A 26,657-nucleotide genomic window follows, 5' to 3' on the forward strand; every position below is an offset into this window, starting at 1 on the left:
GCTGTACATGACGTGTCGATGGACGTGTGTGGTTGCCCAGGACGACGATGTGGCCATGAAGGCGCTTGTGAAGGCTGAGGCGAAGCCAGGTCTCTGGCTGCGGGATGTACCCGAGCCGAAGATCGAGGCTGACGAGGTACTCATCAAGGTGCTCCGGACCGGCCTGTGCGGTACGGACCTGCACATCCAGAACTGGGATCCGTGGGCGCAGAAGAACGTACCGGTACCGATGGTGACCGGGCACGAGTTCTGCGGTGAGGTCGTCGAGATCGGTGTCGGTGTTCGCGACGTCGCTGTCGGTGACCTGGTCAGCGGCGAGGGGCACCTGGTCTGCGGCCGCTGCCGGAACTGCCGCGCCGGCCGCCGGCACCTCTGCATCAAGACCCGCGGCCTCGGCGTCCACGTACCCGGAGCGTTCGCGGAGTACGTCGCCCTGCCCGCGACGAACGCCTGGGTCCACAAGGACCCGGTCGACCTCGACGTCGCCGCGGTCTTCGACCCGTTCGGGAACGCCGTACACACGGCGCTGTCCTTCCCGCTGGTCGGCGAGGACGTACTGATCACCGGCGCCGGGCCGATCGGCGTGATGGCCGCCGCGGTCGCGCTGCACGCCGGTGCGCGGAACGTCGTGATCACGGACCTGTCGGAGTACCGCCTCGACCTGGCCCGGAAGATCGGCGTCACCCGCGCGGTGAACGTCGGCGAGGAGACCATCGCGCAGGCCCAGCAGAGCCTCGGGATGCGCGAGGGGTTCGACGTCGGGATGGAGATGTCCGGGCAGCCGGCCGCGCTCCGGGACATGCTCGCGAACATGACCCACGGCGGAAAGGTCGCGATGCTCGGGCTGCCGTCCGACGAGATCGCGATCGACTGGAGCACGGTGGTGCTCAACATGCTGACCATCAAGGGCATCTACGGCCGGGAGATGTTCGAGACCTGGTACTCGATGTCGGTGATGCTGGAACGTGGGCTGGACCTGACGCCGGTGATCACGCACCGGTTCGGGTACGGCGACTTCGAGCGCGCGTTCGACGTCGCGCGGCAGGGGCAGTGCGGCAAGGTGATCATGGACTGGACGACGCAATCGCTGGAGGAGAAGCACTGATGTTCGCATCGATGCGGGACGACCTGACGACCACCATCGGCGAGATCCGGGACGCCGGGTTGTACAAGTCCGAGCGGGTGATCACCTCGCCGCAGCAGGCGCTGATCTCGGTTGCCACCGGCAACGAGGTGCTGAACTTCTGCGCGAACAACTACCTCGGACTGTCCGACCACCCGGACGTCGTCGCCGCGGCGAAGGAAGCGCTCGACCGCTGGGGGTTCGGGCTCTCCTCGGTCCGCTTCATCTGCGGTACGCAGCAGATCCACAAGGACCTGGAAGGGGCCCTGAGCAACTTCCTCGGCACTGAGGACACCATCCTCTACAGCTCCTGCTTCGACGCGAACGGCGGCCTGTTCGAGACGCTGCTCGGCGCGGAGGACGCGATCATCTCCGACGAGCTGAACCACGCCAGCATCATCGACGGCATCCGGCTGTCGAAGGCCAAGCGGTACCGGTACAAGAACCGCGACATGGCCGACCTGGAGGCGCAGCTGAAGGACGCCGCCGGCGCGCGGTACCGGCTGATCGCCACCGACGGCGTGTTCTCGATGGACGGGTACGTCGCCCCGCTCGACGAGATCTGCGACCTGGCCGAGCGGTACGACGCGCTGGTGATGGTGGACGACTCGCACGCGGTCGGCTTCGTCGGCCCGGACGGTGCCGGTACGCCGTCGTTGTTCGGTGTGAAGGACCGCGTGGACATCGTCACCGGCACGCTCGGCAAGGCACTCGGTGGCGCGTCCGGCGGGTACGTGTCCGCGCGCCGCGAGATCGTCGAGCTGCTCCGCCAGCGTTCCCGGCCGTACCTCTTCTCGAACTCGCTCGCCCCGGCCGTCACCGCCGCGTCGCTGAAGGCGCTGGAGCTGATCGGTGGTTCGAGCGACCTGCGGGACAAGCTGGCCGCGAACACGAAGCTCTTCCGGACCAAGATGACCGAGGCCGGGTTCGACGTACTCCCCGGCGACCACCCGATCTCGCCGGTGATGATCGGCGACGCCGCGGCGGCCGGACGGCTCGCGGACAAGCTGCTCGACCTCGGGATCTACGTGATCGGTTTCTCCTATCCCGTCGTACCGCAGGGCAAGGCCCGGATCCGGGTACAGCTGTCCGCGGCACACTCCACCGAGGACGTCGAGCGAGCGATCGCGGCCTTCGCGGAGGCTCGGAATGCGCTAGCCGAACAGGCCTGAGCTCCCGCTAGAGTTGCCCGGTCCGTCCCCGGGTGAGGAGCCTCATGCGCCAGTTGGTGGCCGTTGTCGGAATCGTGAGTGCAGTGTTCGTCGCCGGGTGCGGCGCCGACGAAGGGCCGGCCACCACGGCGCCGTCGCCCGCGTCGTCGAGCAGCGCGCCGCCGGTCGAGTCGCCGGACGAATCCCGGTACCAGCCGGGCCCGAGTGCTCCGGTCGTACGGACCGCTCCGGCGGCGCTGACCCTGGCCGCGGCGGGAGCGAAGTACCTGCAGCTCACCCGTCCGTACAACGTCGCGCTGGAAAGCTTCGAGAAGGCCGCGAACGAGAACACGTCGGTGACCACGCTGCAGAACCGCGCCAAGGTGGTGGCCGCCGCGAACCTGGCCGAATCGCAAGCCCTGCTGAAGGTCACCTGGCCGAGCTCGGTCTCCAAGCAGATCCGCGCCCTCGCCAACGCCGACGCCGCCGCCCGCCCGCACTGGTTGAAGATCGCGGCCGCCGGCACCAAGTCCGAAATGGCCGACCACCTCAAGGAAGCAACAGCAGCCGGCAACAAGGCCCCGTCCGCCCAGCTCCGCCAGCTCCTCCACCTCCCCGAATACAACGAGAAGGACTACAGCTGAGCCCGGTACCACCTTGCGGTACCAAGATGGTACCATCGATCCATGGCCATGAACCTGAGACTTCCCGACGAGACGGCGGCGGCGCTGCAGGCGGAGGCTGAGCGGACAGGTCAATCCCAGCAGGAGATCGTCCGGGACGCGCTCGGCCGGCGTCTGCACCTGTACGACGAGTCCGTGGAGACACAGCTGACTGAGCGTCAACGGGCTTGGAGCGCGCGCACGGTACAGCCCGCGCGCGTCCCGTACCGCAAGGTGCGGCCGCGCATCCGGCTGCCGAAGGGCACCACGAGCATCGACCTGCTGGACCGGGACGACCGCTTCTGATGCGGGTGTACTTCGACAGCAGCGCCCTGATCAAGCGGGTCGTCGCCGAACCGGAGTCCGACGAGCTGATCGAATTCACCGATACCTGTTACCAGCAGGGCGATCTGCTGGTCTCGTCCTCACTCGCGTGGGTCGAGGTCTCCCGGGTCGTCCTCGGCCGGGTGCAGGCGCCGGCCCTCCGTGGTGAGCTGATCGACGACGCGATGTCGGGTATCGACGAGCGCCCGCTGAGCGGCGAGGTCGTCAGCGTCGCTCGCCGGATCGAGCCGCTGATCCTGCGCAGCCTCGACGCACTCCACCTGGCGACCGCAGTCCTCGTCGACGCCGACCTCGTGGTCACGTACGACGACCGCCTGGCCGACGCCTGCCGCCGAAACGCTCTGGCCGTCACCTCGCCCGGGCGCTGACATTTGTCGGTGCCACCGGGCAGGATGCGGGCATGGTGGTGATGAGTGGGCGGGCGGTCAATCGGGCGACGCTGGCGCGGCAGCTGTTGCTGGAGCGGGAAGCCGGGGCGGTGGTTGACGTGGTGGGGCGGCTCGCGGGGATGCAGGGGCAGGAGCCGAAGCACCCGTACGTCGGGTTGTGGTCGCGGGTCGACGGGTTCGAGGAGGCGGAGCTCGATCGGGCGGTGGCCGGGCGGGATGTCGTACGGGCGACCTTCCTGCGCGGGACGTTGCACCTGGTGACCGCGGCGGACTACCTGCGGTTCCGGGCGACCCTGGCGCCCGTACTCGAAGCCGGGCTGAAGGTGCTCGGGGATCGTGCCGCCGGGCTCGAACCGGCGAAGGTCGTCGCGGCGGCGGAGAAGCTGCTCGCGAAGGAGCCGTTGACGTTCACCGAGGTGCGGGACGCGCTGCAGCAGCAGTTCCCGGACGTGAACGAACGCGCCCTCGGGTTCTGCACGCGGATGCTGGTGCCGCTGGTGATGTACCCGGCCGGCGCCCGCTGGTCCTGGACGGCGAACTCTAAGTTCACGCCCGCCGAGGACTGGATCGGCTCGAAGCTCCGCCGAACGGCCGAGCCCGCCGAGCTCGTCACCAGGTACCTCGCCGCGTTCGGCCCGGCGACGCCCGCGGACTTCCAGACCTGGTCCGGGTTACAGAAGGCGAAGCCGTTGTTCGACGAGCTCGACCTGGAGACGTTCGAGGACGAGTCGGGCAAGACGTTGTACGACGTACCGGATGCGCCCCGGCCGGACGCGGACACGCCCGCGCCGGTGCGGTTCCTGCCCGAGTTCGACAACCTCCTGCTGTCGCACGCGAAACGCGAGCGGATCATCGCCGACGAACACAAGCCGGCCGTCTTCACGAAGAACCTGCGGGTGAAGTCGACCTATACCGTCGACGGCTTCGTCGCCGGACTGTGGACGAGCGACCTGAAGCGTGGTGTGGCCACTCTCACCCTGACCCCGTTCGGCAGGACACTGAAGAAGACGCAGACCGAGCTGGAGCGGGAAGGCACCGCATTGCTTCGCTTCTTGGAGCCCGACGCGAAGTCCTATGCGGTGGTTACTGCCGGTTAATGAGGTTGTTGTCACACGTCAGATGACTGGGCCGGAAACCTTTTGCCGGGTGGAATGGGCAGATGAGTACAGTCCCCTCCATCACTCTGGACAACGGCGTCGAGATCCCGCAGCTGGGCCTGGGGGTCTGGCAGGTCGAGGACTCGATCGTCGCCGACGTGGTGACGACAGCGTTCGAGACCGGCTACCGGCACATCGACACGGCCGCGATCTACGGCAACGAGGCCGGCGTCGGGCGGGCGATCGCCGCGGCCGGCATCCCGCGTGACGAACTGTTCGTCACCACCAAGGTGTGGAACTCCGACCAGGGCTACGACCGCACGCTGAAGGCGTTCGACACCAGCCTCGCGAAGCTCGGCCTGGAGACCGTCGACCTGTACCTGATCCACTGGCAGTCGCTGCAGCGGGACCTGTACGTCGACACCTGGAAGGCGCTCGAGCAGCTGTACGCCGACAAGCGGGTGCGCGCGATCGGTGTCTCGAACTTCCACGAGCCCGCGCTCCGGCGGATCTTCGAGGAGACCACGATCCGCCCGGCGGTGAACCAGATCGAGCTGCACCCGGCGCTGCCGCAGGACGAGCTGCGCGCGTTCAACGCCGAGAACGACATCGTCACCGAGGCGTGGAGCCCGCTGGCCTCCGGCGAGCTGCTCGGCAACGAGGCGCTGACGGCGATCGGGTCGAAGTACGGCAAGTCGGCGGCCCAGGTGATGATCCGCTGGCACCTGCAGCTCGGCAACGTGGTGATCCCGAAGACCGTCACGCCGAGCCGGATCCGGGAGAACTTCGAGGTCTTCGACTTCCAGCTGGACAACGACGACATGGCCGTCGTCGCCGACCTCGAAACCGGCACCCGCACCGGCGGCGACCCGGACGTCTTTGGCTAACCGCCCACCGCCGCGCCCATTTGCCTGGCAGACCCACCAATTTGCCTGGCAGACCACCGAAATGCTGGGTTCCCCACCCGCAGTCGGGGTGTGGAACCCCTCATTTGCTTGGTCTGCCAGGCAAATGACGGCGTAGGCGCGGCGCGCGGGCTAAACGAAGTCCAGGAAGCACTCAAGGACCGGCGAGCGGTTGGCCGGCGACCAGACTACGGAGAGTTGCCACGGGGGTAGGTCGTCGGACAACTCGCGGTACACCACCGCGGCCGGGTCCGAGGGCGGGGTCGGGCCGATCAGCAGGGAGACGCCGAAACCGGCCGCGACCAGCGACACGATCGTCTGTACGTCGGCCGCGTCCTGCTCGATCCGGGGCAGGAAGCCGGCGGCGCGGCAGAATCCGACGATCACGTCGTACACCGCCGGACCGCTGGACCGCGAGTAGAACACGAACGGCTCGTCCGCCAGCTCCGCCAGCCGCAACCGTTTGCGTCGCGCGAGCCGGTGCCGCGCGGGCAACGCCACCACGAGCCTGTCCTCGGCCACCACCCGCGACGTCAACGCCGGCGCCAGCTGGACGACAGCACTTCCGCCGGCCGGCGTACTCGGACGCATCAGCCCGACGTCGATCCGCCCGTCCCGCAAGGCTTCCGTCTGCCGGAGCGTGGTCCACGACTCCAGGTCCAGTACGACATCCGGGAACGCCCGCCGGAAGGCGCCGAGCAGCCGCGGCAACGCCTCGAACGTCGCCGACTGCACGAACCGCAACCGCAACGCCCCGAACTCACCGCGCTGCGTGCGCTGTGCCGTCCGGACCGCCTCGTCAGACCGGCGCAGCAGGTCCTGCGCGTCGGCGAGGAACGTCTCCCCCGCCGCCGTCAGCACGAACCGGCGCTTCACCCGGGCGAACAGCTCGACGCCCAGATCGTGTTCCAGCGCAGCGATCTGACGGCTGAGCGATGGCTGCGTGAGGTGCAGCCGGGTCGCCGCGCGCCCGACGTTCAGCTCCTCTGCCACCACCACGAACGACCTGAGCTGGCGTAGTTCCATGACAGCCATCATGCACCACACACATCAACTCTGCGCAGAACTTTCATTGGACGTATCAACGCGTCGATTTCTACTGTCGAAGGCATGCAATACATTCCGTTTTCGGTGATCAAGTCGATCCACGAACAGACCCACTCCGCGATGCCGCACGCGCCGCTCCGTCCGTACGTCCCCAAACGTCACCCGATCCGCGACGCCCTCACCCGGTGGCGCGCACGCCGCACAGCGCCCAAGGTCGTGTGCAAAGCTGAACTCCGTGATCGAGGTACGACGCCTGAAGGTGTTGCGCGCGCTTGCTGACCACGGCACCGTGACCGCGGCCGCCGAGGTGCTGCACCTGACGCCCTCGGCGGTCTCGCAGCAACTGGCCGCGCTGGAGACCGAGATCGGCCAGGAACTGCTCGAACGCCGCGGCCGCCGCGTCGCGATCACCTCCGCCGGCCGGCTGCTGCTCGCGCACGCGGACACCATCCTCGCCGAGGTCGAACGTGCCGAGGACGCGATGCGGCTGCACGCGAACGGCGCGAACGGCGAGGTCCGGGTGGTCGCGTTCGCGACCGCGATCACGCTGCTGGTCGCACCGGCCCTGACCCGGCTCCGCGAGACCACTCCCGGCCTCGACCTGGTCGTCCGCGACGCCGAGGGCCACCAGGGCATCACCTACCTGCTGGACGGCGACGCCGACCTCGCGATCGCCGTCGAACACCGCGGCTCCCCCCGCCCCGACGACCGACGCCTGACCCGAATTCCCCTCTACGCCGAACCTTTCGTCGCCGTCCTCCCACCCGCGCATCCAGCGGCCGAGCACGAGGAACTCGACCTGAGCATGCTCGCCAACGACGACTGGGTGATGACCGCGCCCGGGAATCCGATTCGTGACGTCGTGCTGCTCGCGTGCGAACAAGCAGGCTTCCAGCCAAGCATCGTGCACCAGTCCGACGACTTCCGCGCGGTAGCAGCCCTGGTAGCAGCCGGCGGCGGCGTCTCCCTCGTCCCCCGCCTCGCCGTACCCGAACCAACCCTCGCGGCGATCCGCCCACTCACCGACCCGGCCCCCACCCGCCGCGTCTACGCCGCCGTCCGCACCAGCCGCGCCGACCACCCCCTCATCACCGCAACCCTCGCGATCCTCACCGAGGTGGCCGACAAGCTGTAACTCAACAAGAGCCGCCTATCAGCTGGCGCAGTGCAGCTCTACAGTGCTCGTGAGGTCGATGATCGGATTCGAGCCCGGTGCTGGGGTTGCACCGAAGGTAAGGCTGCTCACGCCGGTCAGATAAGCGGACACTGAGTACGGTGCCGCAGCCCACCGCGGCAGGTTGAAGGTCGCAAGTCGATTCGTGTTGTTCGCGGTCAGGAACAAGGTGGTTGATCCGCTGTCCGTGGTCGACGCAGGCACGGTGTTCTTTGTCGTCGTCCGTACCTGATCGCAGCCCGTGATGTCTGGGGAGATCATGACGGCGGAGTTGTTGTTGTTGTCTGTCGTAAGAACTCGGAGACGCACGTGACTTGGCGTCCCGTCCACAGAAGCCGGCGAGATCGCGACTGATTCCGAGCCGTTGCTGTCAACTCCCCGGATCGGCTTGACGAAGGCGCTGCGCCAAACATAGCTAGCCAGAGTCGTCGCCGCTGAGGCCCCGGCGGTGTACCGGTCACTCGCCGAGGTCGTCAACCGGTACTGCGAGATCGAACCTGGCCGCTGCGCCTTGATGGACACCTTGCCATCACGAACCTTGCCATCGGCAACATCAACCCAAACGTGGGACGCTGCATCGTAAGTCTGGAGGCGGACCGGGGTGCCGTCCTCCATCGCCACGCTGCCGTTGGCGGTCACCTCGCCAGTTACATCATTCGTGGTCGCGATCGCGTCCAGGCTCACGTGCGGGCTGGCCGCCGCGGGCGCTTGAGACGTCGCCATGCCGAGGGACACGGCACCTAGCGCCGTGACAGCCAGAGCAGACGACATCAGCCGTCGTCGAGACATCATTCTCACCTTTCGTCGAACATCGCAGCGCTACAAGCGCTCGCCGATAGTGTCAGCGAGGTGCCTGAAGACCGTCTGAGGTCTCGCTGACTTCCGACCAGGCGTCCGAGCTCTAGTTGGAGATCACGGCGGTCTTGCGGATCAGGGCCGTGTCGTCGATCGCGTTGAGCATGTACGTGGCGACGTCGGCGCGGGTCATGGTGAAGCCGCCGCGGACGCTGCCTTCGGTGTTGGAGCGGAACGTGCCCTTCGCGGGCTTGTCGCTCAGGCGGGGCGGGCAGCAGATCGTCCAGTCGACGGTGCTCGCGCCGACCAGTTCCTCCATCCGGCGGGCGTCGGCGAACCCCTCGCGGAGCAGTCGTTGCAGGATCGGCTTCACGACGAACTGCGTGAACGGGTCGTCGTTGCCGCCGTGGATGCCCGCGACGCTCACGACCAGGTAGCGGCGGACGTCGCCCAGCGCCTGCAGGACGCTGCGGGCGCTGCTCGTCAGTACGTCGCTCGGTCCCTTCGGACGCGGGCCGAGTGCGGACAGTACGACATCGTGCCCGGCGATCACCGGGGCGATCGACTTCGGGTCCATCACGTCGGCAGTCACCACCTTCGCGAGGTCTCCGGCGGCGCCGGCGCGGGCCGCGACCAGCCGGAGTTCCGGCAGCTCCACCTGCAGACTCGAGCCCTTGCGGACCACGGCGGTCACCTCGTGCCCGGCGGCCACGCCTTGGCGTACCAGCTCGGTCCCGATCCGTCCGGACGCCCCGAACACCACCAGCTTCATCGTCGATCCTTCCAGGTTAGTAATCACTCACTCACTATGGTTAGTGAACACTCACCAACTTGTCAAGGTACGCTGCGCGAGTGGGCACCAGGGACGAGATTCTGGACGCGGCCGCGGACGTACTGCGGACGCAGGGTTACGCGAAGGCGACGACCAAGTCGATCGCACAGGTCGCCGGGTACTCCGAGGCCGCGCTCTACAAGCATTTCGCGGACAAGGCGGCGATCCTGCTCGCGGTCATGCACGAGCGGATGCCGCAGCTGCCCGGCTCGTTGAAGGAGCTGATCGGCAACCCCGGCAACGGTACGGTCCGCGGCAACCTGACCCAGATCGCCCGGATCGCGATCGACTTCTACGTCGAGGGATTCCCGATCCTGGTGTCGCTGTTCTCGTCCCGCGAACTCCTGGCCGCGCATCGGCTCCGGCTGAAGGAGCTGAACGCGGGACCGCACCGTGCGCAGGAGGGCCTGGTCCGCTACCTCCGCGCGGAGCAGAAGCTCGGGCGGATCCGCCGTACCGCTGATGTCCCGGCCGCGGCGGCGTTGCTGTTCGGGGCGTGCTTCCAGCGGGGGTTCGAGGTGAACTTCGCCGGGATCGCACCGTCCGGCGAGGACACCGCCAAGTACGCCGCCGCGCTCAGCAGGACGCTGTACGAATCACTGCGCCCGGCGCCGGCCGCCGTCCAGGCCGACAGTTGACACCCGCGCGATCAGCGCCCGCGGCGTGAACCGGGCGGCGGCCGCGATCAACTTGTACCGGCGGCTCGGGATCGAGATCGCCTTGCCGGCCATCAGGTCCTTCCAGGCCGCGTCGACCAGGTCGGTCGCATCCAGCCACATGAACGACGGGATGACCGACTTGTCCATCTCCATCCGCTCGTGGAACTCGGTGTGCACGAATCCGGGACACAACGCCATCACCGCCACGCCCTTGGCGTGCAGCCCGGTCGCCAACCCGGCGGAGAAGCTCGTCACCCAGGCCTTGTGCGCGCTGTAGATGTTGCGCTGCAGGAATCCCGCGACCGACGACACGTTGATCACGGCACCCGAGCCACGTTCGATCATCGGCAGTACGGCGGCGTGCGTGAGCCGGAGTACGACACGAACGAGCAGGTCGAGCTGCTTCTCCTCGACGTCGACCGGGTTCTCCCAGAACGGCTTCTTCTGCCCGAAGCCGGCGTTGTTCACGAGGACTTCGACCGTGCCGGTGCGGAACCGCTCTTCGACTCGCGCGAGGTCTTCCCGGTCGGTCAGGTCCGCGACGAGTACCTCGCACTCGACACCGTGCAGCCGGGTCAGGTCGGCCGCGGTCTCCTTGAGCCGCGCCTCGTCCCGCGACACCAGCACCAGGTCGTACCCTTCCCGGGCCAGCTTGTCCGCGAACGCCCGGCCGATTCCGGTCGCCGGGCCGGTGACAAGCGCTGTCGCCATGGTGAAGTCCTCCCGTCGATGACCCACCCAGTCTGTCACCTACGCTGGTCGGGTGCTGGCGGACATCGACACCTGGGTACTCGATCTCGACAACACCCTGTACCCGTCCGGATCCGCGCTCGCCGCACAGCTCACCCACGGCATCCTGTCGACCCTCGCGGACCACTACGGCACCGATGTCGCCGGCGCCCGCCGAATCCAGTCCGAGCTCGTCGCCGCGTACGGCACCTCGCTGCGCGGCGCGATGGTCACCGGGACGATCGACCCGCACGACTTCCTCGGCTTCGAGCGCCGGATCGACTACTCGGTCATCGCCCCGGACCCGGCGCTGGGCGCCGCGCTCGCGGCGTTGCCCGGCCGGCGGTACGTCTACACGAACGGGTCGGCGTACCACGCCGAGCAGGTGCTCGGGCGGCTCGGGCTGGCCGACCGGATCGACGGCGTGTTCGACATCCTCGCCGGTGAACTGATCCCGAAGCCGTACGCGGAGAGCCTGGACGCGTTCGTCGGCCGGTTCGGGGTCGACCCGGCGCGGGCGGCGATGTTCGACGACCTCGAGGTGAATCTCGCGCTGCCGCACGAGCGCGGGATGACGACCGTCTGGGTGAGCGACGGGCCGCCGTACGAACGACTGGCCGAGCGGCGCTGGCGGACCGCCGATCTGCCGGAGTTCATCCGCGCAAACATCTGATGAATCTTTACGTCGGCCGCGTTCGGCAGGCTCAGGGTGGACCAATGTGACCAGGAATGGTCTGAGGACTTACGCTTCGGGAGGAGGTGAGGGATGGCTGCTACGGACAAGGCGCTGGCCGGATTGCGGCAGATGATCGCGTCCGGGGAACTCGGGCCGGGGGCGAAGTTCCCGCCGGAGCCGGAGTTGTGCGACCACCTGGGCGTGTCCCGGAGTTCGCTGCGGGAGGCGGTCCGGTCGCTCGGCGCGCTCGGCGTGATCGAGTCGCGGCACGGCTCGGGTACGTACGTGTCCGCGCTCGACCCGGCCGCGATCATCAGCCGGTTCTCGCTGTCGGTCGAGCTGATCCCGCTCGAAGGCGTGCTCGAGCTGCTGGAGGTACGCCGGGTGCTCGAGTCGCACGCGACCGCGCTCGCCGCGGCCCGGCAGGAGCCGGAGCTCGCGGACCGGTTGAGCGCCGTACTCGACCGGCTCGAGTCGACCACCGACGCGACCGAGATCCAGCACCTGGACGCGGAGTTCCACGGCCTGATCTGCATCGCCGGCGGCAACCCGACCGTGACCGCTCTCACCGAGGTGATCCGCGGCCGCGGCGGGCACTACCGGATCTTCGAGCCCGGCGCGGACTTCGACGCGATCAAGCAGACCAGCGACCGCGGCCACCGCGAGATCCTCGCCGCCATCCAAACCCGCGACCCGGCCGCGGCCGCCACCGCCGCCTCCGCCCACATAGCCCAGACCGAACTCTGGCTCCGCGCCCTCCGCCCCGAACCGAGACCCGCATGAACTGGACCCTCCGCCCGGCAACTCCAGCCGACCTGGAACCCCTCACCGAACTCCGCGCACTCGTCATGCGCCCCGACCTCGAACGCCTCGGCCGCTACGACGAACACCGGGTCCGCCAACGCTTCCGCGACGGCTTCACCCCCGAACACACCCAGATCATCGAGGTAGCGGGCGCGGTGGCCGGCTCCATCGCCATGCGCCCGACGGCTGACGACCTGTGGCTCGAGCACTTCTACCTCGATCCGGGGCATCAAGGCCAGGGACTCGGAACCTCCGTCCTGAGAACTGTCCTGGACAACGCCCGAGCGACGGTCAGGCTGAACGTTCTGCAAGGCAGTGCGGCTCGGCGGTTGTACGAGCGGCACGGGTTCGTGCTCGAAAGCGAAGATCCAGTGGACGTCTTCATGGTGAGGAAATTTCTCTAGACTGTCGAGATCTTGCGCGACGCACGTCGGCTGCATAACCTCCAGACACTTCGTCCGGAGGGGATCCGCCAATGTCCCGTTCACGCCTGCTCGCGGTCGCACTGACGATCGCGCTCCTCAGCACCACCGCCCAACCAGCAACCGCCCAGCCGGTGACCGCCGCACCGCGTATCACCCGCGCGGGCCTTGATCCGGCGCTCACCACCGGCCGCGGCGCCGATGTGCCGTTCGTCGAACAGGAGGCCGAGAACGCCACCTTCACCGGCGAGCGGATCGGCCCGGGCCGGGACGCGTACACGCTCCCCGCCGAGGCCTCCGGCCGTACCGCCGTACGCCTGGACCCCAAGCAGTACGTCGAATTCACCCTGACCCGCCCCGCGAACGCCTTCACGCTGCGCTACAGCATCCCGGACGCGCCGACCGGCGGCGGCATCACCGCGCCACTCGACGTCACCGTCAACGGCAAGCACAAGCGGACGATGACGCTGACGTCGCAGTACGCCTGGCTCTACGGCATGTATCCGTTCTCGAACGACCCGAACGTCGACCCGACCCCCGGCTGGTGGAAACCCGAGCCCGACCCGGTCGCGAAGCCGTTCCGCCCGAACCACTTCTACGACGAGCAGCGCGTCCTGCTCGGCCACACCTACCAGGCCGGCGACCGCGTGCGCTTCGCCGTACCGCGCGATACGCCGGCCGCGTGGACCGTCCTCGACGTCGCGGACTTCGAACTCGTCCGCGCACCGCTCGAACAGCCGAAGCGGTCCCTCGACGTACGACTGTTCGGCGCCGACCCGACAGGTCACCGCGACGCGGCGCCCGCGATCGACCGTACGATCGCCGCCGCGAAGAAGCTCGGCTGGTCGGTGTTCATCCCCGCGGGCACGTACCAGGTCAACCGGCACATCGTCGTCGACCAGGTCACGATCCGCGGCGCCGGCAACTGGTGGACGATCATCAAGGGCAAGGTGCTGCCACTCGCGCAGCCCGCACCCGACAAGTCGACGCACAGCGCGCCCGGCTTCTACGGCAAGTACACCGGCAGTACCGATGTGCACCTGTCCGACTTCGCGATCGAGAGCGATGTCCGCGAGCGCATCGACACCGACCAGGTGAACGGGATCGGCGGCGCGATCGGCGGCGGTTCGACGATCGAGAACCTGTACCTGCACCACACCAAGGTCGGGATCTGGCTGGACGGCCCGCTGGACGGTCTGCTGATCCGGAACAACGTCATCACCGACTCGGTTGCCGACGGCATCAACCTGCATCAGGGCGTGTCCAATGTTCGGGCGACCGACAACTTCATCCGGAACAGTGGCGACGACGGAATGGCCATGTGGTCGGAGAACCTGGCCGACCACGACAACGTGTACGACCACAACACCGTACAGACGCCTGTTCTCGCCAACGACATCGCGATCTACGGCGGCCGGGACAACGCCGTCACCGACAACCTGGTCGCGGACCCGATCCGCGAGGGCAGCACGCTGCACGCCGGGTCCCGGTTCAACGCCACGCCGTTCGAGGGGACGCTGACGTTCGCGCGGAACACCACGGTTCGTGGCGGTCCACGCGACCTGAACTGGGACATCGGCCTCGGCGCGATCTGGCTGTACGCGCTGCAGTCCTCGATGTCGGCACGGATCGAGATCACCGACAGTTCGTTCCTGGACTCGACGTACAACGCGATGATGTTCGTCGTCGACTGGCCGGTGAAGGACGACTACGCGATCACGAACGTTGCCGTCCGCAACATCCACGTCGACGGCACCGGGACGAACGTGGTGAACGCCCGGGTCGGCGGCTGGGCGACGTTCGAGAACGTCGACGCCCGGAACGTCGGCGCGCCGTTCGTGAACAACTGCGGGACGTTCCACTTCAACGGGCCGCCGGAGTTCGAGGTACGGGACCTGGGCGGCAACGACGGCGGGTGGACCGGCGCGAGCTGGTGCGAGGACCGGCCCGTCGTGGTGCCACCGCCGCCGCCGTCGCCCTGGGAGTGAATCCCCAGGCCATCACAATCAGCTGATCGGAGCAGCCTCCCGCTCAGCCGGCTCCGCGCCGGCCGATTGTGATGGCCTGGCGGTCCGGAACGCGAGCGCGAGCACGATCGCGCCGGTGAGCACGAACCCGGCGGCGACCGCGGCCGCGACGTGCATGGCATGGACGAACGTGTCGTTAGCGGTCTGCACCAGGTCGGGACGATGCAGTACGACGGCCGCGTGCCGGGTCGCCTCGGCCGACGTACCGATGGCGTCGCGGTTCGGCAGACCGGTCAGCGCCGGGGCGATCCGGTGCTGGTACGTCGACGACACGACGGTGCCTAGTACGGCGACGCCGAGGACGCTGCCGACCTGGCGCAGGGCGTTGTTGACCGCGGAGCCGGCGCCGATCCGGTCCATCGGAAGCGTCGCCATCACCGCCGCGGTCGTCGGCGCGACGGTCATCCCGATCGCGAGACCCGCGAGGCCGCCGACGATCCCGATGATGATCAGCGAGGTGTTCACGTCGTACAGGAGGTTGGCGGCGAAGCACGCGGACAGCACGAGGATGGCCGTACCCGAGACCTTCGCGACGCCGAGGCGTGCGGCGAGTCTCGCACCGAGGGGCGCGCCAACGATCACGCCCGTTGCGCCAGGCAACGACATCAACCCGGCGTGCAGCGCGGTCATCCCGCGGGCGCCCTGCAGGTAGAACGCCAGGTAGAAGCTCTGCCCGGTGAGCGTGAGGAACACCGCCGAGAGCGCGAAGTTGCCGGCCGAGAACCGGCGGTTGCGGAACAGCCGCGGGTCGAAACTCGGCTCGTGCTCACGCCATTCGGAGAACAGGAACCCGGCGAGCAGGACGAGACCGGCGCCGATACTCGCCCACACCTGCCAGCGGTCCCAGCCGCCTTGGTGGCCGCCCTCGATCAGCCCGTACGACAGGCCGAGCAGACCGAGCGTGGACAGGCCGAGGCCGAGCGGGTCGAGGCGGCGGCGCTGCGGGCTGCGCGGGTTCGGGAGTACGAGGGCCGCGCCGATCAGGCCGAACGCCACGATCGGGAGGTTGATGGTGAACACCGAACCCCACCAGAAGTGGTCGATCAGCAGGCCGCCGAGGACCGGGCCGACGGCGACGCCGACGCCTGCGGAGGACGACCAGATCGCGATCGCGCCGGCCCGGCGTTCCGGCGGGAAGGTCCAGCCGATGATCGCCATCGAGGTCGGCATGATCAGCGCGCCGCCGAGGCCCATGGTCGCGCGGGCGAGGATGAGCCCGACCGGGTCGGTCGCCCAGGCGGCCCAGGCGGAGGCGCCGCCGAAGACCAGCAGGCCGATCATCAGCACGGTGCGGTGGCCGTACCGGTCACCGAGTGCGCCGGCCAGGAACAGTGCGGTCGCGAACAGCAGCGAGTAGATGCCGACCGCCCACTGGAGCTGGCCGGGCGTGGCGCCGAGCCCGTCGACGGGGTCGGCGAGGCGTTCGAGCGCGATACCGAGAACGGTCGAGTCGATCCAGATCAGGACGGCCGAGACGACGAGGATGCCCAGAATGCGGCGTTGTTTTTGGGGGTCGATCGTAGACACGAGGTCTCCTATAATTGTCAGGACCCTGACGAGATCTCCATCGTCCCTCGATTGACAGGAACCTGTCAATCTCCTTTTGGGCAGAATGTGGTGCATGGACGTCAACGACGAGACCGGGTGTGTGACCTTTCTGGTGCGGCACGCGTGGTTGAGCATGCGGTCGGCGCTGGCGGTGGCGCTGGCCGAGCACGAGTTGTCGGTGCAGCAGTACGGGACGCTGCTCTGCGTACGGGAGGACCCGGGGCTGACGGTGGCCGAGGTCGGGCGGGTGGTCGGTACGACGCGGCAGTCGGCGAACGAGCTGATCAGCGGGATGGAGCGCGCCGGGCTGGTCGAGCGGCGCCCGAACCCGAAGGACCGCCGTACCCAGCAGGTGCACCTGACCGACGGCGGCCGCCGCCGGCTGGACGAGGCGGCACCAGCGATCCGCAAGGTCGAGGAGGAGCTCGAGGCCGCCTTCAGCAAGACCGACCGCGCCACCGCGCGCGCCTGGCTTGCGCACATGGTGACGACCATCGAGGGTTAGACGATGCGCGCACACGCTGAGCGGTTGGACGGGCTGGGTACGACGATCTTCGCGGAGATGTCCGCGCTCGCGGTCGCGACCGGGTCGGTGAACCTGGGGCAAGGCTTCCCGGACCGCGACGGGCCGGACTCGCTGCTGGAGGACGCGATCGCCGCGATCCGAACTGGTGCGAACCAGTACCCGCCCGGTCGCGGCGTACCGGCGCTCCGGCAGGCGATCGCAGATCACCAGCAGCGGTTCTACGGGCTGACGTACGACCCGGACACGCAGGTCCTCGTCACCACCGGCGCGACCGAGGCGATCGCGGCGGCGCTGCTCACGTTCGTCGAACCGGGCGACGAGGTGATCGCCCTCGAGCCGTACTACGACTCGTACGCGGCCGGCATCGCCTTCGCCGGCGGCCGTCGGGTACCCGTCACGCTGCGCGCCCCGTCGTACCGGCTGGATCTCGACGAACTCCGCGCCGCCGTGACGCCGCGGACGAAGGTCCTGCTGATCAACTCCCCGCACAACCCGACCGGCACCGTCCTCACCGACGACGAACTCCAAGGCATCCGCGACGTCGCAGTCGAACGCGACCTGGTCGTCATCACCGACGAGGTCTACGAACACCTGGTGTACGACGGTACGCACCGGCCGCTGGCGACGTACGACGGAATGGCCGACCGTACCGTTTCGATCAGCAGTGCCGGGAAGACGTTCGCGGTCACCGGCTGGAAGATCGGCTGGGTCACCGGCTCGCCCGACGTGGTCACAGCCGTGACCACCGCCAAGCAGTTCCTCACCTACACCTCTGGAGCCCCGTTCCAGCCCGCCGTCGCCAACGCCCTTGCCCTAGGCAACGACTACTACGACACCCTGTGCGCCGACCTCCGCACCCGCCGGGACCTCCTCTGCGACGGCCTCGCCTCACTCGGCTTCGAGGTCCACCGCCCTGCCGCGACCTACTTCGTCACCACCGACATCCGCCCCCTCGGCCACACCGACGGCATCGCCTTCTGCCGCCAACTCCCCGAAAAGGCCGGCGTGGTAGCCATCCCCACCCAGGTCTTCTACGACCACCAGCCCCTCGGCCAACCCCTGGTCCGCTGGGCCTTCTGCAAACAACCCGAAATCCTCCAAGAAGCCCTGACCCGTCTGAAGAAGCTCTAGCCCAGGAACCCGGCGAGGGTTTCGGGGTCGCGGGCGATGGCGGTGGTTCGGTCGTCGGCGGTCAGGATGGGGCGTTGGATGAGGATGGGGTCGGCGACCATGGCGGCGATCCAGTCGGCGCGGTGGGCCTCGTCGCGGGGGAGGTCGCGGAGGGGTTCGGCGGCGGGTTCGTTGTGGCGGACCACGTGCCAGGGGTCGAGGTTCAGGCGGGTCAGGACGTCGGAGAGTTCCTCAGGAGTCGGCGGTTCGTCGAGGTAGCGGCGTACGGTGTACGCGACGCCGGCCTCGTCCAGGGCTTTGGTGGCGGCTCGGCATTTCGAGCAGGCCGGGTTGATCCAGATCTCCACGGGGTCTCCCTCAGTGGTGGTGGAACCAGAGCTTGGTCGGGCGTTGGAGCATGAGGGTCAGCAGGGTCGCGTGGATGGCCAGGCCGAGGAGGCTCGCGGGTAGCGCCATCAGGCCGCCCGCGATGCCCATCGCGGCAACGGCGATGAGCATGTACCGGGCCCAGCCGTAGCGCTTTCGGATGTAGAAGGCCGGGACCAGGTAGATGACCGCGCACACCAGCGCGGCCGCGACCGCGACCGGGGTGTTGCCGCGGGAACCGGTGAGGACCTGGGAGATCTGGCCGCCGGCTGACGTGAGGGCCAGGCCGGCGAGCAGCAGGCACATCGCGCCGAGCCCGGCGGAGACGACCGCCGCGACCGTCACCTGCTTCGGCGCGGCGACCTCCCGGTAGCCGTACGAATCCGGAACGCCACCGAACAACCCGCTGTACGGCCCCGGCTCGTCACCGCGCTGCCCTGTCATCCGCTCCGTACTTCCTTCCACGACCCCCCGTACCTCCCGATCCTCCCAGATCACCCAAGCCGCGCGACGGAGATGTCGAGGTGCCGGAACCCGTCCAGCGGCGCCAGGTCTGCGGACGGGCGGAAGTGGACGGTTGTGCCGGTGGCGGAGGAGGGATCGATCGGCTCCAGACCGGTCACCGGGATGCCGTGTTCGTAGCGTTGGGTCCAGGAGCCGTTGGTACGCCGGTTCGTGTGGACGAGCCAGTCGCTGAGGGCGGCGACCACGGACATCCCGCGGCGTGGATGGCCGTCCGGGAGGACCGGGGCGGACGGGTCGTCGAAGAAGCGCAGGTCCTTGGTCGCCATCACCGGCTTCTTCACGACGTTCCCGTGTTCATCGACGCGGGTGTCGGTGCCCCGGCCGTAGTCGGTCACCGCGATCGAGCTGTCGGCGTACAGCTCGACGGTGCACCGGCCGCGCTCCCCCACCGACTCCGCCTCGTCCTCCGGGTACGCCAGAACCTCCAGCAGCAGATGCCGTACGCCGCCGGGCGCGTACCGCTCCGGATCGGCCCGGATGGCGTCGAGATGTGCCCGGTCGACCGAGGCCGCCCAGTCGTGCGTCGTATTGATCCAGTCAGCCCGTGAAGTCACAATCCATTCTCCCCGATTCCTTTTGTCCGCGCGCCTGGTCTGCACAACTGACGAGAGGAGAATCATGCGCAAGATCATTGCTTCGACCCTGATCACCCTCGACGGCGTCGTCGAGGATCCGGGCGGTTTCGGCGGTACGTCGTTCGGCGGCTGGGCGAACGCGTACTTCCAGCAGGAAGCGGTCCGGCTGTCCCTCGAGAAGCTCGCGTCCTGTGACTACTTCCTGTGCGGGCGCCGTACGTACGAGATGTTCTCGGCCGGCTTCGGCGACGCGGACGGACCGTACGCGGACCGCCTCCGCGAGCTGCCCAAACTTGTTGCCTCCAGCACCTTGACCGGCGAGCTGACCTGGAACGCGACGCTCCTCGAGGGTGACGCGATCGCGGCGCTCAAGCAGATCAAGGAGGAGGACGGCGGCGACATCCTGATGTACGGCAACCCGGCGCTGCTGTACAGCCTGATGGAGAACGGCCTGGTCGACGAGCTGGACCTGATGGTGTGCCCGCTCGTACTCGGTACCGGTCAGAAGCTCGACGGTCCCCGCACCGAGCTGAAACTCACCAACCAACACACCCTCGAGACAGGCATCATCGCGCTCAGCTACGAGCGGGCATAGGAAAGGGGCCCGGTGTGAACCGGGCCCCTCCGATCAGGCGGCCGAGACTTCGAGCGCGTCCTTGGACTCGTTGAGAGTCACCCGTACGGTCTCGCCGTCGCGGACCGAGCCGTCCAGCAGACTCCGGGCGAGCTCGTCGCCGATCGCGGACTGCACCAGCCGGCGCAGCGGGCGGGCGCCGTACACCGGGTCGTACCCGGTCATCGCCAGCCACTCCATCGCGCCTTCGTCGACGTCCAGCGTGATCCGCCGGTCCGCGAGCCGGCGCTGCAGGCTGTTGATCTGCAGCCCGACGATCTGCGTCAGCTCCTCGCTGCCGAGCGCGTCGAACAGCACGATCTCGTCCAGCCGGTTGATGAACTCCGGCTTGAACGACGTCCGCACCACCGCCATCACCTGGTCCCGCTTGGCCTTGTCGTCCAGCGACATGTCGGCCAGGTACGCCGAACCGAGGTTGCTGGTCAGGATCAGGATCACGTTCCGGAAGTCGACCGTACGCCCCTGGCCGTCGGTCAGCCGCCCGTCGTCGAGCACCTGCAGCAGGATGTCGAAGACCTCGGGGTGCGCCTTCTCCACCTCGTCGAGCAGGATCACCGAGTACGGACGACGGCGGACCGCTTCGGTCAGCTGGCCACCCTCTTCGTAGCCGACGTAGCCGGGCGGGGCACCGACCAGCCGCGCAACGCTGTGCTTCTCGCTGTACTCCGACATGTCGATGCGGACCATCGCCCGCTCGTCGTCGAACAGGAAGTCCGCGAGCGCCTTCGCCAGCTCGGTCTTGCCGACACCGGTCGGACCGAGGAAGAGGAACGAACCGGTCGGCCGGTCCGGGTCGGAGATGCCCGCGCGGGCCCGCCGGACAGCGTCGCTCACGGCCTTCACCGCCGCGCGCTGACCGATCAGCCGGTGCCCGAGCTCGTCCTCCATCCGGAGCAGCTTGCCGGTCTCACCTTCGAGCAGCCGGCCGGTCGGGATGCCGGTCCACATCGCGATCACCTCGGCGATCTCGGTCGGCCCGACCTCCTCGTTCACCATCGCCTCGGGGCCTTCGGCAACCTCTTCCTCGGCGTCGGCGGCCTCCTCGAGCTCCTTGGTGAGCTGCGGGATCTCGCCGTACAGGATCCGGGCCGCGGTCTCCAGGTCACCGTCGCGCTGAGCCCGTTCGGCCTGGCCACGGAGTTCGTCGATCCGCTCCTTGATCTCGCCGACCCGGTTCAGGCCGGACTTCTCCCGCTCCCAGCGAGCCTCGAGCGCCCGCAGCTCCTCCTCGCGGTCGGCGAGGTCGGCGCGCAACCGCTGCAGCCGTTCCTGCGACGAGGCGTCCTCCTCGCGGGACAGCGCGAGCTCCTCCATCTTCAACCGGTCCACGGTCCGGCGCAGCGAGTCGATCTCGACCGGGGAGGAGTCGATCTCCATCCGCAGCCGGGACGCGGCCTCGTCGACCAGGTCGATCGCCTTGTCGGGCAGCTGCCGGCCGGTGATGTACCGGTTGGACAGCGTCGCCGCGGCCACCAGCGCGGAGTCGGAGATCGCGACCTTGTGGTGCGCCTCGTACCGCTCCTTCAGACCACGCAGGATCGCGATCGAGTCCTCGACCGACGGCTCACCGACGAACACCTGCTGGAACCGGCGCTCGAGCGCCGGGTCCTTCTCGATCCGGGTCCGGTACTCGTCCAGCGTGGTCGCACCGATCATCCGCAGCTCACCGCGGGCCAGCATCGGCTTCAGCATGTTGCCGGCGTCCATCGCGCCCTCACCGGACGCACCGGCGCCGACGACGGTGTGCAGTTCGTCGATGAACGTGATGATCTGACCGTCGGATTCCTTGATCTCGGTCAGTACGGCCTTCAGTCGCTCCTCGAACTCACCGCGGTACTTCGCGCCCGCGACCATCGCGCCGAGGTCGAGGCTGATCAGCCGGCGACCGCGCAGCGACTCGGGCACGTCGCCCGCGACGATCCGCTGGGCCAGCCCCTCCACGACGGCGGTCTTGCCGACGCCGGGCTCACCGATCAGCACCGGGTTGTTCTTGGTCCGGCGGGACAGCACCTGCACCACGCGCCGGATCTCGGAGTCGCGCCCGATCACCGGGTCGAGCTTCCCGTCGCGCGCACGCTCGGTCAGGTCGACGCCGTACTTCTCCAGCGTCTTGGTGGTGCCTTCGGCCTCCGGCGAGGTGATCCGGCGGTTGCCGCGCATCTCGTCGAACGCCTTCAGCAACGCGTCCGCGGTCACGCCGAGCGCGGACTGCGCCGGCGTCTCGACGGTCGCGAGCGCAATCAGCAGGTGCTCGGTGGATACGTATTCATCGCCGAGTCCGAGGGCCCGCTGCTCCGCCTGGTTCAGCACGTCACCGGTCTTCGGCGACAGGCTCGGCGCCTGCACACTGCCACCACTCGCCTTCGGCAGGCGGGTCAGCTGCTCGGCGGTCTTCCGGCGGACCGCGTCGAGGTCACCACCGGCCGCCTCGAGCAGACCGATCGTGGTGCCCTCCGGCTGCGCGAGCAGCGCGGACAGCAGGTGAATCGGTTCCACGGTCGGGTTGCCCGCCGCGGAGGTCTGACGGATCGCGACCGACAGGGTTTCCCGGGCCAGCGTCGTCAACCGCTGAACGTCCATCTAGTTCCAGCCTTTCAGTTCCAGCAACAAAACAGTCACTAGACACAACCTATCCAAACTTGAGTCCATTCCACTCAACTCTGGAAAATCTCAGGGCTGAACCAGGGTCGTTCAGTGCTGGTACGCGCCCGAGTCCCAGCTGGTCAGCCCGGTCAGCGGCTTGTCGGCCAGGTCGTAGGCGTACCCCGACTGCTCCGCACGCCCGATCGCCGGGCTGCCGGCCTTCAGGCGGAGGTCGGTGGCGCTCGTGAAGAGTGGGTCGGCCTTCACCGAGTGTGCACCGAGGGTGAACTGATAGACACTGCCCTGGTAGACGCCACGGTCCTCGTCGGCGGCGTCGACCGGGTTGCCGGTGTCGAAGGAGTCGTCGTACCCGACCTTGCCGCTGACTTTCACGATGTTGTTCCGCAGCTTGAGGACATCCGGTCCGCAGCCCGCGTCGCAGCTCCACCCGTCGCCGTGCGCAAGGTCGACGGAGTTGTTGATCGCCAACGTGCGCATCACCGGACCGATGTTGCTCCGCGCGCCGCGGGTGATCAGGAACGTACCGGACGGCTGGTTCGAGGTGACGCTGTTGTACGCGAACACGTTGTCGTCGGCGGTCTGACCGGACTCGTGCCCGAGCTCGGTGAAGGTGTCGTTGTCGGCAGTCTTGTTGTACTCGATGTGGTTCCGGTCGCCGTTGAAGATCTCCACCGCGGCGCCGTCGTAGGTGTAGTCGATACTGCTGGCGAAGCTGCCGCTGATGGTGTTGTGCTGGATTTTGTTGTCGTCACCGTTGACGAGTACCCCGAACGCGCCGGAGTCGTTGTCCGGCTTGGAGTCGTTGACGCTCATCTTGTTGTTGTCGACCAGCGTGCTCCAGCGGATCTCGTTCCAGTTCGAGCCGTCCTCGATCGAGACGCCCGCGACGTTGTTGTCGGCCTGCACGGTGTCGAGCACGATGCCACTGCCGGCCAGCTCGAACCCGGCCCAGTTGCAGCCGCTGGCGCGCAGGTCGCCGATGAAGATGTCCGAGCCGGTGACGTGCACGCAGTTCAGCACCGGGCCGCCGATCTTCGGCAGCGCGCCGGATCCGTACGCACCGACGACGATCGGGTGATCGGTGCCGCCGGACGACGACAGTTCGAGCGTGCCGGTCCAGGAACCGCCGCGTTTGAACAGGATCTGGTCGTCGGGCCCGAAGGTCGACCCGTTGACCTTGGCGAGACTCTTCCAGGGCTTGGCACTGGTACCGGCGTTCGCGTCGTTGCCCGCGGACGCGTCGACGTAGTAGGTGGCCGGTTCGGCCGGGGCGGCGTACGCGACTCCGGAACTCAGGAGCAGGGCGGCGGTCAGCAGGGCGGCAGGCTTGTACATGTGGATATCTTTCAAGCATCTACCGTACACAGTCAATGACTAACTGTGACCGACGGTGACCAGGCCGGCGTTGTAGGCCAGGATCACGGCCTGGACGCGGTCGCGGGCGCCGGTCTTGGCGAGCATCCGGCTGACGTGGGTCTTGACCGTGTGCTCGGTGAGGTGGAGTTCGGCGGCGATCTCGGCGTTCGAGTTGCCCTTCGCGACCAGGACCAGGATCTCGCGTTCGCGGGCGGTGAGGACGTCGAGCTTCGCGACGGTCTCGGTGTCGACCCGGTTCTCGGCGAACCGGTCGATCAGCCGCCGGGTGACCGGCGGGGCGAGCAGCGCGTCCCCGGCCGCGATCACCCGGACGGCGTTGATCAGCTCGTCCCGGGAGGACCGTTTCAGCAGGAACCCGCTCGCCCCGGCGCGCAGCGCGTCGTACACGTACTCGTCCAGGTCGAACGTGGTCAGGATCACCACCCGCGGTCCGCCGGCCAGCTGCCGGGTGGCCTCGATCCCGTCCATCACCGGCATCCGGACGTCCATCAGGACGACGGCCAGGTCCAGGATCGCGGCCGCCTGCCGAACCGCGTCCGCGCCGTCGGTCGCCTGCGCCACCACCTCGATGTCCGGCTGCCCGTCCAGGATCATCGCGATCCCGTCCCGGACCAGGTCCTGGTCGTCGACCACCATCACCTTGATCGGATTCACCGGCCGCCTCCGACCGGAAACCAGGCGGCGACGGTGGTCCCGGATCCCGGCGTACTGCGCACGTCCAGCGTGCCGCCCTCGATCCGGACCCGTTCGCGCATCCCGGCCAGCCCGTGCCGGGTCCCGCGCGCGGCCGCCGCCACGTCGAACCCGCTCCCGTCGTCGGTCACCTCGACCCGCACCCCCGTGTCCTCGACCCGTACCAGTACCCGCACCGCGGACGCCTTCGCGTGCCGTACGACGTTCGTCAACGCCTCCTGCACCAGCCGGTACGCCGCCAACTGCTGCCCGTCGGGCGGACGGTCCGGATCGCCGGTGACGTCCAGCTCGATCGGCAGGTGACCGTCCGACACATCTGTCACCAACTGTGGCAGATCCGCCAGGCCGGGCTGCGGTGCCAGCTGCGGATCCGGTACGCCGTCCGCGTCCCGCAACGCCGACAGCAGCCGGTCCAGCTCGCTCAACGCCCGTCGTCCCGCGTCACCGATCCGCTGGAACCCGGCCAGTACGTCGTCCTCCCCGCGCCGGACGAGATCCGGGCCTGTCTCCGCCTGGATCACCATCAGGTTCACCGCATGCGCGACGACGTCGTGCAGGTCGCGCGCGATGTACGAGCGCTCGGTCAGTACGACCCGGGCCGCCTCGCGTTCCGTCGCAGCCTGTTCGAGCTCGGCCTCGCGCTGGGCGGCCTGTACGTTCCGGCGGTAAAGGCGGACCGCGACGCCGGCGCAGATCGGCAGCAGCAACGTCAGCGCGAAGCTGATCGGCCAGTGGTGCCGGACGATCGACTCGTAGGCGAGGTTGTGCAGGATGCCGTCGGCGCGTTGCTCGAGGTCGCTGTGCTTGATCTTCGGGACGAGCAGCACCATCTCCGGGTACCGCATCCGCCAGGTGATCAGCGGCATCGCGATCAGGACGCCCACGGCGGTCGGTACTGTCCAGCGAAGGCTGCGGTTCCGGGGCGGCAGGACGATCAGCCGGTACAGGGCGAGCCCGAAGGCACCGTACAGGGCGAGGATGGGGGCAGCCGCCAGCCAGTTGGCCATCAGTGAAGCAGCGGCCAGGAGTATCACCGGTACGACCGGGACGCGTCGCAGCACCAAGGCCAGGCAGGCGTACGCGGCGGCGTACCTCATCCAGCCGGGCGCCATCCACCAACTGCCCTCGAACAGGACCTCGGTCAGCACGAGGCTGGACGCGAAGACTGCCAGCAGTACGTCTCGCTGTGTGTTGTACGCCGGATCGCCCAGGAACGTCCGCAGGTCCTGCAGTCGCGTTCTGAGGGTGACGGCCTGCGCCCAGCTGCGGCGACGGATCACGAGGAACACCAGCGCAACCACAGCCACGAACAGCGCCTGCCACCGCGGCCAGCCGTGCGTGCTGAGGTAGTGGTAGTCGTCGTTCGAGGACGAGTAGAGGATGCGCATCAAGCTGCCGCGGACCTGATTCAGTAGCAGCGGCAGCGCGGCCGAGACGCCTGCGACGACGAGTACGGTCGGCACGCGGCAGCGGCCCGCCAGCGACCACAGGGCGAGCACGGCACCGGCCAGCAGGAACCAGTCCAGCTGGCCGACCAGTCCGGCGAGGTAGGCGCCACCGATCAGACCGATCAGCGCCAGCGCGGGCTCGATCCGGCGGATCGCGATCAGTAGGGGCACGGCCATCAGCAGCAGCCGGACCCACAACGGCGCGACCGGCCAGCCGCGAGCATGGCTGTCCAGCGCACGCAACTGCAGGCTGAACAGACCGGCCACCGCGAACGCGACGTCCGGCCAGGGAGTTCGCCACAGCCGCTGCACGACCCCCATTGTGCGATGCGGAACCGCCGTACGCCGTCACTCTCAGGTATGACACCCGGGTCACTCTTCGGTGCTACGTCA

Annotated in this window: 28 protein-coding genes; 16 read left to right on the plus strand and 12 right to left on the minus strand. The window is 68.3% G+C overall.

The window, feature by feature from the left end:
- The first annotated feature begins 55 nt into the window (after positions 1-55).
- The 7 genes from tdh to ACFYRU_RS08830 all read left to right on the plus strand — a co-directional run bounded on the left by tdh (position 56) and on the right by ACFYRU_RS08830 (position 5,654).
- Entirely contained in the window at positions 56-1,105 is a 1,050-nt protein-coding gene (gene tdh, locus ACFYRU_RS08800; protein WP_387654829.1) for an L-threonine 3-dehydrogenase, read from the plus strand.
- A complete protein-coding gene (locus tag ACFYRU_RS08805; RefSeq protein WP_387654832.1) occupies positions 1,105-2,295 on the plus strand; it encodes a glycine C-acetyltransferase in 1,191 nt (396 codons plus the stop codon). The genes tdh and ACFYRU_RS08805 overlap by 1 nt, the downstream gene beginning before the upstream one ends.
- A 44-nt stretch (positions 2,296-2,339) precedes the next feature.
- Positions 2,340-2,918, plus strand: coding sequence for a hypothetical protein (locus ACFYRU_RS08810; RefSeq protein WP_387654835.1), 579 nt, complete (start codon positions 2,340-2,342; stop codon positions 2,916-2,918).
- A 42-nt stretch (positions 2,919-2,960) separates the two neighbouring features.
- On the plus strand, positions 2,961-3,242 hold the full coding sequence (locus ACFYRU_RS08815) for a ribbon-helix-helix protein, CopG family (protein WP_387654837.1): 282 nt from the start codon (positions 2,961-2,963) through the stop codon (positions 3,240-3,242).
- Positions 3,242-3,649: a type II toxin-antitoxin system VapC family toxin gene (locus ACFYRU_RS08820; protein WP_387654839.1), complete on the plus strand. Its 408-nt coding sequence runs from the start codon at positions 3,242-3,244 to the stop codon at positions 3,647-3,649. The genes ACFYRU_RS08815 and ACFYRU_RS08820 overlap by 1 nt, the downstream gene beginning before the upstream one ends.
- Before the next feature lie 32 nt (positions 3,650-3,681).
- On the plus strand, positions 3,682-4,767 hold the full coding sequence (locus ACFYRU_RS08825; protein ID WP_387654842.1) for a winged helix DNA-binding domain-containing protein: 1,086 nt from the start codon (positions 3,682-3,684) through the stop codon (positions 4,765-4,767).
- 62 nt (positions 4,768-4,829) lie between these two features.
- Positions 4,830-5,654, plus strand: a complete 825-nt coding sequence (locus ACFYRU_RS08830) for an aldo/keto reductase (protein WP_387654845.1) — start codon at positions 4,830-4,832, stop codon at positions 5,652-5,654.
- A gap of 150 nt (positions 5,655-5,804) precedes the next feature.
- Here the strand turns inward: ACFYRU_RS08830 and ACFYRU_RS08835 are convergent, their stop codons facing one another.
- Positions 5,805-6,698, minus strand: coding sequence for a LysR substrate-binding domain-containing protein (locus ACFYRU_RS08835; protein WP_387654848.1), 894 nt, complete (start codon positions 6,696-6,698; stop codon positions 5,805-5,807).
- Positions 6,699-6,954: 256 nt separating this feature from the next.
- On the opposite strand from ACFYRU_RS08835, the gene ACFYRU_RS08840 reads away from it, so the two are divergent.
- Complete coding sequence (locus ACFYRU_RS08840) at positions 6,955-7,854, plus strand: LysR family transcriptional regulator (RefSeq protein ID WP_387654850.1); 900 nt, start codon at positions 6,955-6,957, stop codon at positions 7,852-7,854.
- Between the two features lie 18 nt (positions 7,855-7,872).
- On the opposite strand, the gene ACFYRU_RS08845 is transcribed toward ACFYRU_RS08840, so the two are convergent.
- Together ACFYRU_RS08845 and ACFYRU_RS08850 are read right to left on the minus strand one after the other, a co-directional pair.
- Positions 7,873-8,682 carry a hypothetical protein gene (locus ACFYRU_RS08845; RefSeq protein ID WP_387654853.1) on the minus strand — a complete coding sequence of 270 codons (810 nt, stop codon included), beginning with the start codon at positions 8,680-8,682 and terminating at the stop codon, positions 7,873-7,875.
- A 112-nt stretch (positions 8,683-8,794) separates the two neighbouring features.
- A complete protein-coding gene (locus ACFYRU_RS08850; RefSeq protein ID WP_387654856.1) occupies positions 8,795-9,460 on the minus strand; it encodes an NAD(P)-dependent oxidoreductase in 666 nt (221 codons plus the stop codon).
- An 80-nt stretch (positions 9,461-9,540) separates the two neighbouring features.
- Between ACFYRU_RS08850 and ACFYRU_RS08855 the strand changes: the two genes are divergently transcribed.
- Positions 9,541-10,158, plus strand: a complete 618-nt coding sequence (locus tag ACFYRU_RS08855) for a TetR/AcrR family transcriptional regulator (RefSeq protein WP_387654859.1) — start codon at positions 9,541-9,543, stop codon at positions 10,156-10,158.
- Here ACFYRU_RS08855 and ACFYRU_RS08860 read toward each other — a convergent pair.
- Positions 10,117-10,890, minus strand: a complete 774-nt coding sequence (locus ACFYRU_RS08860) for an SDR family NAD(P)-dependent oxidoreductase (RefSeq protein ID WP_387654862.1) — start codon at positions 10,888-10,890, stop codon at positions 10,117-10,119. The genes ACFYRU_RS08855 and ACFYRU_RS08860 overlap by 42 nt on opposite strands.
- Positions 10,891-10,942: 52 nt before the next feature.
- Here ACFYRU_RS08860 and ACFYRU_RS08865 point away from each other — a divergent pair, with 52 nt between their 5' ends.
- The 4 genes from ACFYRU_RS08865 to ACFYRU_RS08880 all read left to right on the plus strand — a co-directional run bounded on the left by ACFYRU_RS08865 (position 10,943) and on the right by ACFYRU_RS08880 (position 14,798).
- Positions 10,943-11,581, plus strand: a complete 639-nt coding sequence (locus ACFYRU_RS08865) for a pyrimidine 5'-nucleotidase (protein ID WP_387654865.1) — start codon at positions 10,943-10,945, stop codon at positions 11,579-11,581.
- Positions 11,582-11,674: 93 nt separating this feature from the next.
- A complete protein-coding gene (locus ACFYRU_RS08870; protein WP_387654867.1) occupies positions 11,675-12,367 on the plus strand; it encodes a FadR/GntR family transcriptional regulator in 693 nt (230 codons plus the stop codon).
- The gene (locus ACFYRU_RS08875) at positions 12,364-12,792 is read left to right on the plus strand and encodes a GNAT family N-acetyltransferase (RefSeq protein ID WP_387654870.1); all 429 of its coding nucleotides are present in this window, start codon (positions 12,364-12,366) and stop codon (positions 12,790-12,792) included. The genes ACFYRU_RS08870 and ACFYRU_RS08875 overlap by 4 nt, the downstream gene beginning before the upstream one ends.
- Before the next feature lie 71 nt (positions 12,793-12,863).
- Entirely contained in the window at positions 12,864-14,798 is a 1,935-nt protein-coding gene (locus ACFYRU_RS08880) for a glycosyl hydrolase family 28-related protein (RefSeq protein ID WP_387654873.1), read from the plus strand.
- Positions 14,799-14,816: 18 nt separating this feature from the next.
- Here ACFYRU_RS08880 and ACFYRU_RS08885 read toward each other — a convergent pair whose 3' ends face one another.
- Positions 14,817-16,364 (minus strand): MFS transporter, encoded by a 1,548-nt coding sequence (locus ACFYRU_RS08885; RefSeq protein ID WP_387654875.1) that lies wholly within the window; start codon positions 16,362-16,364, stop codon positions 14,817-14,819.
- 94 nt (positions 16,365-16,458) lie between these two features.
- Between ACFYRU_RS08885 and ACFYRU_RS08890 the strand changes: the two genes are divergently transcribed.
- On the plus strand, positions 16,459-16,890 hold the full coding sequence (locus ACFYRU_RS08890; RefSeq protein WP_387654878.1) for a MarR family winged helix-turn-helix transcriptional regulator: 432 nt from the start codon (positions 16,459-16,461) through the stop codon (positions 16,888-16,890).
- 3 nt (positions 16,891-16,893) lie between these two features.
- Entirely contained in the window at positions 16,894-18,042 is a 1,149-nt protein-coding gene (locus ACFYRU_RS08895; protein WP_387654879.1) for a pyridoxal phosphate-dependent aminotransferase, read from the plus strand.
- Here the strand turns inward: ACFYRU_RS08895 and ACFYRU_RS08900 are convergent.
- The 3 genes from ACFYRU_RS08900 to ACFYRU_RS08910 are packed head-to-tail and all read right to left on the minus strand — an operon-like array spanning position 18,039 to position 19,487.
- Positions 18,039-18,389 carry an ArsC/Spx/MgsR family protein gene (locus tag ACFYRU_RS08900; RefSeq protein WP_387654881.1) on the minus strand — a complete coding sequence of 117 codons (351 nt, stop codon included), beginning with the start codon at positions 18,387-18,389 and terminating at the stop codon, positions 18,039-18,041. The two genes, ACFYRU_RS08895 and ACFYRU_RS08900, sit on opposite strands and share 4 nt — an antisense overlap.
- 10 nt (positions 18,390-18,399) lie before the next feature.
- Positions 18,400-18,852: a hypothetical protein gene (locus tag ACFYRU_RS08905; RefSeq protein WP_387654884.1), complete on the minus strand. Its 453-nt coding sequence runs from the start codon at positions 18,850-18,852 to the stop codon at positions 18,400-18,402.
- Between the two features lie 50 nt (positions 18,853-18,902).
- Entirely contained in the window at positions 18,903-19,487 is a 585-nt protein-coding gene (locus ACFYRU_RS08910) for a hypothetical protein (RefSeq protein WP_387654887.1), read from the minus strand.
- 64 nt (positions 19,488-19,551) lie between these two features.
- On the opposite strand from ACFYRU_RS08910, the gene ACFYRU_RS08915 reads away from it, so the two are divergent.
- Positions 19,552-20,103 carry a dihydrofolate reductase family protein gene (locus ACFYRU_RS08915; protein WP_387654889.1) on the plus strand — a complete coding sequence of 184 codons (552 nt, stop codon included), beginning with the start codon at positions 19,552-19,554 and terminating at the stop codon, positions 20,101-20,103.
- 33 nt (positions 20,104-20,136) lie between these two features.
- Here ACFYRU_RS08915 and clpB read toward each other — a convergent pair whose 3' ends face one another.
- The 4 genes from clpB to ACFYRU_RS08935 form a co-directional block, all read right to left on the minus strand.
- On the minus strand, positions 20,137-22,722 hold the full coding sequence (gene clpB / locus ACFYRU_RS08920) for an ATP-dependent chaperone ClpB (protein ID WP_387654892.1): 2,586 nt from the start codon (positions 22,720-22,722) through the stop codon (positions 20,137-20,139).
- 111 nt (positions 22,723-22,833) lie between these two features.
- Positions 22,834-24,081, minus strand: coding sequence for a hypothetical protein (locus tag ACFYRU_RS08925; protein ID WP_387654894.1), 1,248 nt, complete (start codon positions 24,079-24,081; stop codon positions 22,834-22,836).
- Between the two features lie 39 nt (positions 24,082-24,120).
- Positions 24,121-24,777 (minus strand): response regulator, encoded by a 657-nt coding sequence (locus ACFYRU_RS08930; RefSeq protein ID WP_387654897.1) that lies wholly within the window; start codon positions 24,775-24,777, stop codon positions 24,121-24,123.
- A complete protein-coding gene (locus ACFYRU_RS08935; protein ID WP_387654900.1) occupies positions 24,774-26,576 on the minus strand; it encodes a sensor histidine kinase in 1,803 nt (600 codons plus the stop codon). Before ACFYRU_RS08935 ends, ACFYRU_RS08930 begins: the two co-directional genes overlap by 4 nt.
- Positions 26,577-26,657 lie beyond the last annotated feature (81 nt).

The organism is Kribbella sp. NPDC004536 (assembly GCF_042873835.1).
In the GTDB taxonomy this organism is placed as follows: Bacteria; Actinomycetota; Actinomycetes; order Propionibacteriales; family Kribbellaceae; genus Kribbella.

Bases quoted from the DNA above. Each gene is read 5' to 3' on its own strand.
- tdh (WP_387654829.1), top strand. From the start codon at position 56: ATGAAGGCGCTTGTGAAGGCTGAGGCGAAGCCAGGTCTCTGGCTGCGG.
- ACFYRU_RS08805 (WP_387654832.1), top strand. From the start codon at position 1,105: ATGTTCGCATCGATGCGGGACGACCTGACGACCACCATCGGCGAGATC.
- ACFYRU_RS08810 (WP_387654835.1), top strand. From the start codon at position 2,340: ATGCGCCAGTTGGTGGCCGTTGTCGGAATCGTGAGTGCAGTGTTCGTC.
- ACFYRU_RS08815 (WP_387654837.1), top strand. From the start codon at position 2,961: ATGGCCATGAACCTGAGACTTCCCGACGAGACGGCGGCGGCGCTGCAG.
- ACFYRU_RS08820 (WP_387654839.1), top strand. From the start codon at position 3,242: ATGCGGGTGTACTTCGACAGCAGCGCCCTGATCAAGCGGGTCGTCGCC.
- ACFYRU_RS08825 (WP_387654842.1), top strand. From the start codon at position 3,682: ATGGTGGTGATGAGTGGGCGGGCGGTCAATCGGGCGACGCTGGCGCGG.
- ACFYRU_RS08830 (WP_387654845.1), top strand. From the start codon at position 4,830: ATGAGTACAGTCCCCTCCATCACTCTGGACAACGGCGTCGAGATCCCG.
- ACFYRU_RS08835 (WP_387654848.1), bottom strand. From the start codon at position 6,698: ATGGAACTACGCCAGCTCAGGTCGTTCGTGGTGGTGGCAGAGGAGCTG.
- ACFYRU_RS08845 (WP_387654853.1), bottom strand. From the start codon at position 8,682: ATGTCTCGACGACGGCTGATGTCGTCTGCTCTGGCTGTCACGGCGCTA.
- ACFYRU_RS08850 (WP_387654856.1), bottom strand. From the start codon at position 9,460: ATGAAGCTGGTGGTGTTCGGGGCGTCCGGACGGATCGGGACCGAGCTG.
- ACFYRU_RS08860 (WP_387654862.1), bottom strand. From the start codon at position 10,890: ATGGCGACAGCGCTTGTCACCGGCCCGGCGACCGGAATCGGCCGGGCG.
- ACFYRU_RS08870 (WP_387654867.1), top strand. From the start codon at position 11,675: ATGGCTGCTACGGACAAGGCGCTGGCCGGATTGCGGCAGATGATCGCG.
- ACFYRU_RS08875 (WP_387654870.1), top strand. From the start codon at position 12,364: ATGAACTGGACCCTCCGCCCGGCAACTCCAGCCGACCTGGAACCCCTC.
- ACFYRU_RS08880 (WP_387654873.1), top strand. From the start codon at position 12,864: ATGTCCCGTTCACGCCTGCTCGCGGTCGCACTGACGATCGCGCTCCTC.
- ACFYRU_RS08890 (WP_387654878.1), top strand. From the start codon at position 16,459: ATGGACGTCAACGACGAGACCGGGTGTGTGACCTTTCTGGTGCGGCAC.
- ACFYRU_RS08895 (WP_387654879.1), top strand. From the start codon at position 16,894: ATGCGCGCACACGCTGAGCGGTTGGACGGGCTGGGTACGACGATCTTC.
- ACFYRU_RS08905 (WP_387654884.1), bottom strand. From the start codon at position 18,852: ATGACAGGGCAGCGCGGTGACGAGCCGGGGCCGTACAGCGGGTTGTTC.
- ACFYRU_RS08915 (WP_387654889.1), top strand. From the start codon at position 19,552: ATGCGCAAGATCATTGCTTCGACCCTGATCACCCTCGACGGCGTCGTC.
- clpB (WP_387654892.1), bottom strand. From the start codon at position 22,722: ATGGACGTTCAGCGGTTGACGACGCTGGCCCGGGAAACCCTGTCGGTC.
- ACFYRU_RS08925 (WP_387654894.1), bottom strand. From the start codon at position 24,081: ATGTACAAGCCTGCCGCCCTGCTGACCGCCGCCCTGCTCCTGAGTTCC.